This window comes from Streptomyces olivochromogenes, assembly GCF_021538895.1.
GTDB lineage: Bacteria > Actinomycetota > Actinomycetes > Streptomycetales > Streptomycetaceae > Streptomyces > Streptomyces olivochromogenes_A.
The window spans coordinates 26,610-33,289 of record NZ_JADDRL010000101.1; the positions used below are offsets into that span (position 1 = coordinate 26,610).

At 70.8% G+C, this 6,680-nt stretch carries 7 protein-coding genes; all 7 read left to right on the forward strand.

What is annotated here, in order from left to right:
- Positions 1 to 94: 94 nt before the first annotated feature.
- The 7 genes from ruvC (at position 95) to IPZ69_RS35850 (ending at position 6,526) form a co-directional block, all read left to right on the forward strand.
- The gene (ruvC, locus tag IPZ69_RS35820) at positions 95 to 625 is read left to right on the forward strand and encodes a crossover junction endodeoxyribonuclease RuvC (RefSeq protein ID WP_235458864.1); all 531 of its coding nucleotides are present in this window, start codon (positions 95 to 97) and stop codon (positions 623 to 625) included.
- The gene (gene ruvA, locus IPZ69_RS35825; protein ID WP_235458865.1) at positions 622 to 1,230 is read left to right on the forward strand and encodes a Holliday junction branch migration protein RuvA; all 609 of its coding nucleotides are present in this window, start codon (positions 622 to 624) and stop codon (positions 1,228 to 1,230) included. The genes ruvC and ruvA overlap by 4 nt, the downstream gene beginning before the upstream one ends.
- Before the next feature lie 25 nt (positions 1,231 to 1,255).
- On the forward strand, positions 1,256 to 2,317 hold the full coding sequence (gene ruvB, locus IPZ69_RS35830) for a Holliday junction branch migration DNA helicase RuvB (protein WP_235458866.1): 1,062 nt from the start codon (positions 1,256 to 1,258) through the stop codon (positions 2,315 to 2,317).
- 167 nt (positions 2,318 to 2,484) lie between these two features.
- The gene (yajC, locus tag IPZ69_RS35835; RefSeq protein WP_235458867.1) at positions 2,485 to 2,976 is read left to right on the forward strand and encodes a preprotein translocase subunit YajC; all 492 of its coding nucleotides are present in this window, start codon (positions 2,485 to 2,487) and stop codon (positions 2,974 to 2,976) included.
- A 140-nt stretch (positions 2,977 to 3,116) separates the two neighbouring features.
- Positions 3,117 to 4,886, forward strand: a complete 1,770-nt coding sequence (gene secD, locus IPZ69_RS35840; protein ID WP_235458868.1) for a protein translocase subunit SecD — start codon at positions 3,117 to 3,119, stop codon at positions 4,884 to 4,886.
- A gap of 3 nt (positions 4,887 to 4,889) precedes the next feature.
- Complete coding sequence (gene secF / locus IPZ69_RS35845; protein WP_235458869.1) at positions 4,890 to 5,990, forward strand: protein translocase subunit SecF; 1,101 nt, start codon at positions 4,890 to 4,892, stop codon at positions 5,988 to 5,990.
- Complete coding sequence (locus IPZ69_RS35850) at positions 5,987 to 6,526, forward strand: adenine phosphoribosyltransferase (protein WP_235458870.1); 540 nt, start codon at positions 5,987 to 5,989, stop codon at positions 6,524 to 6,526. The genes secF and IPZ69_RS35850 overlap by 4 nt, the downstream gene beginning before the upstream one ends.
- The last annotated feature ends 154 nt before the right edge of the window (positions 6,527 to 6,680 follow it).

Consider the following 6,680-nt stretch of genomic DNA (forward strand, 5'->3'; position numbering starts at 1 on the left):
CACCGGCCCGCCGCCGTTGTCAGTGGCACCGGATAGCCTGCACGAATCGCGGGTACCGCCCAGCGGTAGCCGGGGGAGATCGAGGGGAGGGCGTGTGCGGGTACTCGGGGTGGACCCCGGACTCACGCGGTGCGGTGTCGGTGTCGTCGAGGGGGTCGCGGGGCGGCCGTTGACGATGCTCGGCGTCGGAGTCGTCCGCACCCCCGCGGACGCCGAGTTGAGCCACCGCCTCCTCGCGGTCGAGCAGGGCATCGAGGCCTGGCTGGACGAGCACCGGCCCGAATTCGTCGCCGTGGAGCGCGTGTTCAGCCAGCACAACGTCCGCACGGTGATGGGCACCGCCCAGGCCAGTGCCGTCGCCATGCTCTGCGCCGCCCGCCGCGGCATCCCCGTCGCCCTGCACACGCCCAGCGAGGTCAAGGCCGCCGTCACCGGCAGCGGCCGCGCGGACAAGGCCCAGGTCGGCGCCATGGTGACGCGATTGCTCCGGCTGGACGCCCCGCCCAAGCCCGCCGACGCCGCCGACGCCCTCGCGCTGGCCATCTGCCACATCTGGCGTGCCCCCGCCCAGAACCGACTCCAGCAGGCCGTCGCCCTGCACACATCGAAAGGCCGTACGGGATGATCGCCTTCGTGAGCGGCACGGTCGCCGCACTCGCCCCCGACGCCGCCGTCGTCGAGGTCGGCGGCGTCGGCATGGCCGTGCAGTGCACGCCGAACACGCTGTCCACGCTCCGCATGGGACAGCCCGCCAAGCTGCACACCTCGCTCGTGGTCCGCGAGGACTCCCTCACCCTGTACGGCTTCGCCGACGACGACGAGCGCCAGGTCTTCGAGCTGCTCCAGACCGCGAGCGGCGTCGGCCCGCGCCTCGCCCAGGCGATGCTCGCGGTGCACACCCCGGACGCGCTGCGCCGCGCGGTCGCCACCGCCGACGAGAAGGCCCTCACCGCGGTCCCCGGCATCGGCAAGAAGGGCGCGCAGAAGCTGCTGCTGGACCTGAAGGACCGCCTCGGCTCGCCGGTCGGGACGGCCCCCGCGATCGGCGCCCCGGTCACCCAGGGCTGGCGCGACCAGCTGCATGCCGCGCTGATCGGCCTCGGCTACGCCACGCGCGAGGCCGACGAGGCCGTGGCCGCCGTGACCCCGCAGGCCGAGGCCGAGGGCGGCACGCCCCAGGTGGGCCAACTGCTGAAGGCCGCCCTGCAGACCCTGAACCGCGCTCGCTGACCCCACCACCGTTGAGGCACATCACATGAACTGGGACGACACGACCGACACCGCCGCGGAGCGGCTCGTGGGCCCGGTCGCCGACCGTGAGGACCAGGCCGTCGAGGCCGCCCTGCGCCCCAAGGACCTGGGCGAGTTCATCGGTCAGGAGAAGGTCCGCGAGCAGCTCGACCTCGTCCTGCGCGCCGCACGCGCGCGTGGCGCCACCGCCGACCACGTGCTGCTCTCCGGCGCCCCCGGCCTCGGCAAGACCACCCTCTCGATGATCATCGCGGCCGAGATGGGCGCCCCCATCCGCATCACCAGCGGCCCCGCCATCCAGCACGCCGGCGACCTCGCCGCGATCCTCTCCTCCCTCCAGGAGGGCGAGGTCCTCTTCCTCGACGAGATCCACCGCATGTCGCGGCCCGCCGAGGAGATGCTCTACATGGCCATGGAGGACTTCCGGGTCGACGTCATCGTCGGCAAGGGCCCCGGCGCCACCGCGATCCCCCTGGAACTGCCCCCGTTCACCCTGGTCGGCGCCACCACGCGCGCGGGCCTGCTGCCGCCCCCGCTGCGCGACCGCTTCGGCTTCACCGCGCACATGGAGTTCTACGAGCCCGTCGAGCTGGAGCGGGTCGTGCACCGCTCGGCCGGTCTGCTCGACGTCGAGATCGACTCCGACGGCGCCGCCGAGATCGCCGGCCGCTCCCGCGGCACGCCCCGTATCGCCAACCGACTGCTGCGCCGCGTCCGCGACTACGCGCAGGTCAAGGCCGACGGAATCATCACCAGGGACATCGCCGCGGCGGCCCTGAAGGTGTACGAGGTCGACGCCCGCGGCCTCGACCGCCTCGACCGCGCCGTTCTGCAGGCCCTGCTCAAGTTGTTCGGCGGCGGCCCTGTGGGCCTCTCCACACTTGCTGTCGCGGTGGGGGAGGAACGTGAGACCGTGGAGGAGGTCGCCGAACCCTTCCTCGTGAGGGAGGGCCTGCTCGCGCGCACCCCGCGCGGCCGGGTCGCCACACCCGCCGCATGGGAGCACCTCGGTCTCACCCCGCCACGCTCGACCGGAACCGGACAACAGGACCTGTTCGGGGCGTGACGGCGGGGACATTGGCCGGGTCAGGAACCCAGGTGCCATGCTGAGCGTTGTTCCATGCGCGTGGACTCGCTTAGACTCCGCCGATGCCGCCCTTGTGGGCAGCGCCGAATAAACCCCCATCCACCAGGCCGCTCCCCGCCGCGGTCGTGCGAAGGAAACTCCGTCCCGTGAATACCTTGACCCTTCTCCCGTTCATCGTGCTCATCGCGGCCATGTTCCTGATGACGCGTTCGGCCAAGAAGAAGCAGCAGCAGGCCGCCAACATGCGGAACGAGATGCAGCCCGGCTCCGGCGTCCGCACGATCGGGGGCATGTACGCGACGGTCAAGGAGGTCAACGAGGACACGGTCCTCCTCGACGCCGGCCCGGGCGTCGATCTCCTCTTCGCGAAGAACGCCATCGGTGCCGTCCTCACCGACGACGAGTACAACCGCATCGTCCACGGCATCGAGCACGACCTGAAGTCCGACGCCGACCTCGTCCCGGACGATGCCTCCTCCCTCACCGAGAGCGACGCGCCCGCCGACGCTGCCGCCGCCTCCGACGACAAGGCCGTCGACCTCGGTAAGAAGGACGCGGACGAAGAGCCGGCCGAGGCCGCCGAGGCGAAGACGGACGAAGAGCCGAAGAAGACCGACGGCGACTCCGACGCGAAGTAGTCACGTCCCGGGGAGTGCGGCGCGATCCCATCGCGCCCGCGCACCCCGGGCGCGTCTGTATCTCGCACGGGATCCCGACACCATGTCATGGCCGACCGCGCCGACCGGACGCGAGGCGGCCCGAGAGGGAGTACGAGAAGGTGGCAGCACCTAAGAAGGGCCGGAGCGCGAGCGCCCAGAGCAAGCCAGGGCGCTCGCTGGCCCTCATCCTGATCGCCATCGTGGCGCTCACCGGAGGCATGTTCGCCTCCGGGCACCCGACCCCGCGCCTCGGCATTGACCTCGCCGGCGGCACGAGCATCACGCTCAAGGCGAAGGCCGACCAGGGGTCCGCGATCAACAAGGCCAACATGGACACCGCGGTCGACATCATGAACCGCCGTGTCAACGGCCTCGGCGTCTCCGAGGCGGAGGTGCAGACCCAGGGGACCGACAACATCATTGTCAACATCCCCAAGGGCACCAACTCCAAGGAGGCCCAGCAGCAGGTCGGCACCACCGCGAAGCTGTACTTCCGCCCGGTCCTGGCCAGCGAGCCCTCCGCGTCGGCCGCGAGCCCCTCGCCGAGCGCCTCCCCCAGCGGCAGCGCCTCGCCGAGCCCGTCGAGCAGCGCCTCCTCGAAGCAGAAGGCGACCTCGTCCTCCTCCGCGTCCCCGACGGCCACCGCCACCACGCAGGGCCGCGCCGTCACCGACGCCCTGAAGGACACCACGCCGTCGCCCTCCGCCTCCGGGAGCTCCAAGCCCTCCGCCAGCCCGTCGGCGTCCGCCGGCAGCGGCACGGACAACGGCACGGCGAAGCTCCAGGCCCAGTACGCGGCCCTGGACTGCTCCAAGCCCGCCGTCCGCGCCACCGCCGGCAAGAACACCAAGCCCGGCGAGCCCACCGTGGCCTGCGGCGAGATCAACAAGGTCTGGTACAAGTACCTGCTCGGCCCGGCCGCCGTGGACGGCACCGAGGTCAAGAAGGCCCAGGCGGTGTTCGACACGCAGGGTGCCGCCGGCTGGCAGGTCCAGATGCGGTTCAACTCCAGCGGCGCCGACAAGTTCGCGAACATCACCGGCGAGCTGGCCAAGAAGCAGCAGCCGCAGAACGAGTTCGGCATCGTCCTGGACGGCGAGGTCGTCTCCAGCCCGTTCGTGCAGCAGTCCATCACGGGTGGCCAGGCGGAGATCTCCGGCAGCTTCACCCAGGACGAGGCCCAGAGCCTCGCCAACATGCTGTCCTACGGCGCGCTCCCGCTGTCCTTCCAGGAGCAGAGCGTCACGACCGTGACCGCCGCGCTCGGTGGTGAGCAGCTGCACGCCGGTCTGCTCGCCGGTGCGATCGGTCTCCTCCTGGTCGTGATCTACCTGGTGGTGTACTACCGGGGTCTGTCGCTCGTCGCGATGGCCTCGCTGCTGGTCTCCGCGATCCTCACCTACGTGATCATGGCGCTGCTCGGCCCGACGATCGGCTTCGCGCTGAACCTGCCGGCGGTCTGCGGTGCGATCGTGGCCATCGGTATCACGGCGGACTCGTTCATCGTGTACTTCGAACGCATCCGGGACGAGATCCGCGAGGGCCGCTCCCTGCGTCCCGCCGTCGAGCGTGCCTGGCCGCGTGCCCGGCGCACCATCCTGGTCTCCGACTTCGTGTCGTTCCTCGCCGCCGCCGTGCTGTTCGTCGTCACCGTCGGCAAGGTCCAGGGCTTCGCGTTCACGCTGGGTCTGACCACCGTGCTCGACGTGGTCGTCGTCTTCTTCTTCACCAAGCCGCTGATGACGCTCCTCGCCCGCCGGAAGTTCTTCGCCAACGGCCACAAGTGGTCCGGCCTCGACCCGAAGGGCCTGGGCGCCAAGCCGCCGCTGCGCCGTACCCGCCGTCCCGCCGGTCCTGCCGCCGGCTCCGTCGACCCGAAGGAGGCGTGAGCGATGTCGAAACTCGGCAACCTCGGCGCTCGACTGCACCGCGGCGAGATCAGCTACGACTTCGTCGGCAAGCGCAAGATCTGGTACGGCGTCTCCATCCTGATCACCATCACGGCCATCGTCGGCCTGGCGGTGCGCGGCCTGAACATGGGCATCGAGTTCCAGGGCGGAGCGGTCTTCACGACGCCCACCAAGATGAGCACCTCGGTGGCCCAGGCGGAGGGGTACGCGCGCGACGCCTCCGGCCACGAGGCGGTCGTGCAGAAGCTCGGCAACGGCAGCCTACGCATCCAGATCGCGGGCATCGACACCGACCAGTCCGACGAGATCAAGCAGACGCTGGCCAAGGACCTGAACCTCGACTCCGAGAAGCTGGCCGCCGACCTGGTCGGTCCCAGCTGGGGTGAGCAGGTCGCCAACAAGGCCTGGGAGGGCCTGGCGATCTTCATGGTCCTCGTCGTGATCTACCTGGCGATCGCCTTCGAGTGGCGCATGGCCGTCGCGGCGCTCGTCGCGCTGATCCACGACATCACCATCACCACCGGTATCTACGCCCTGGTCGGCTTCGAGGTCACGCCCGGTACGGTGATCGGTCTGCTGACGATCCTCGGCTACTCGCTCTACGACACGGTCGTCGTCTTCGACAGCCTCAAGGAGCAGACGAAGGACATCACCAAGCAGACGCGGTTCACGTACAGCGACATCGCCAACATGTCGATCAACGGCACCCTGGTCCGTTCGATCAACACCACGGTCGTCGCCCTGCTGCCGGTGGCCGGTCTGCTGTTCATCGGCGGCGGCTTCCTCGGCGCCGGCACGCTGAACGACATCTCGCTGTCGCTGTTCGTCGGCCTCGCGGCCGGTGCGTACTCCTCGATCTTCATCGCCACGCCGCTCGTCGCCGACCTCAAGGAGCGCGAGCCGCAGATGAAGGCGCTCAGGAAGCGCGTCCTGGCCAAGCGGGCCCAGGCCGCTGCCGAGGAGGAGATGGCGGAGGCGCGGTCCGGCGCCGGGCCCGAGGACGCCGCGCCCGCGGTCGTGGGCCCGCGTGACCAGTCGGCGGCCCGCCGCGACCGGCGTCGGCCCTCCGGGAAGCGCCGATGACCGACATCAGGGAGCTGCTGCTGAGCCGCATCCGTGACGTCCCCGACTACCCGGAGCAGGGCGTGATGTTCAAGGACATCACGCCGCTGCTGGCGGATCCGGCGGCGTTCACGGCCCTGACCGACGCACTGGCGGAGATCGCCGAGCGCACGGGTGCCACCAAGGTCGTCGGCCTGGAGGCCCGGGGCTTCATCCTGGGCGCCCCGGTCGCCGTCCGCGCCGGCCTCGGCTTCATCCCGGTGCGCAAGGCGGGCAAGCTCCCCGGGGCGACGCTGCGCCAGAAGTACGACCTGGAGTACGGCTCGGCCGAGATCGAGGTGCACGCCGAGGACCTGACCTCGGACGACCGCATCCTGATCGTGGACGACGTCCTCGCCACGGGCGGCACCGCCGAGGCGGCGATCCAGCTCATCCACCGGGCCGGCGCCGAGGTCGCGGGTGTCGCGGTCCTGATGGAACTGGCCTTCCTGGCCGGCCGCCCCCGCCTGGAAGCGGCCCTCTCCGGAGCCCCCCTGGAGTCCCTCCTCCAGGTCTGAGCCCCACCCCAGCCGACGAACGGCCGCCCCGACACTTCGGGGCGGCCGTTCGCACGTCCCGGATGGGCCGCGCCGCCCGTCCCGTCATGAGTGGGCTGTCTGAGCCGTTGCGCTGCCACGGGCGGGCCGTCCCGGCGCCAGACGGGCATCGTTC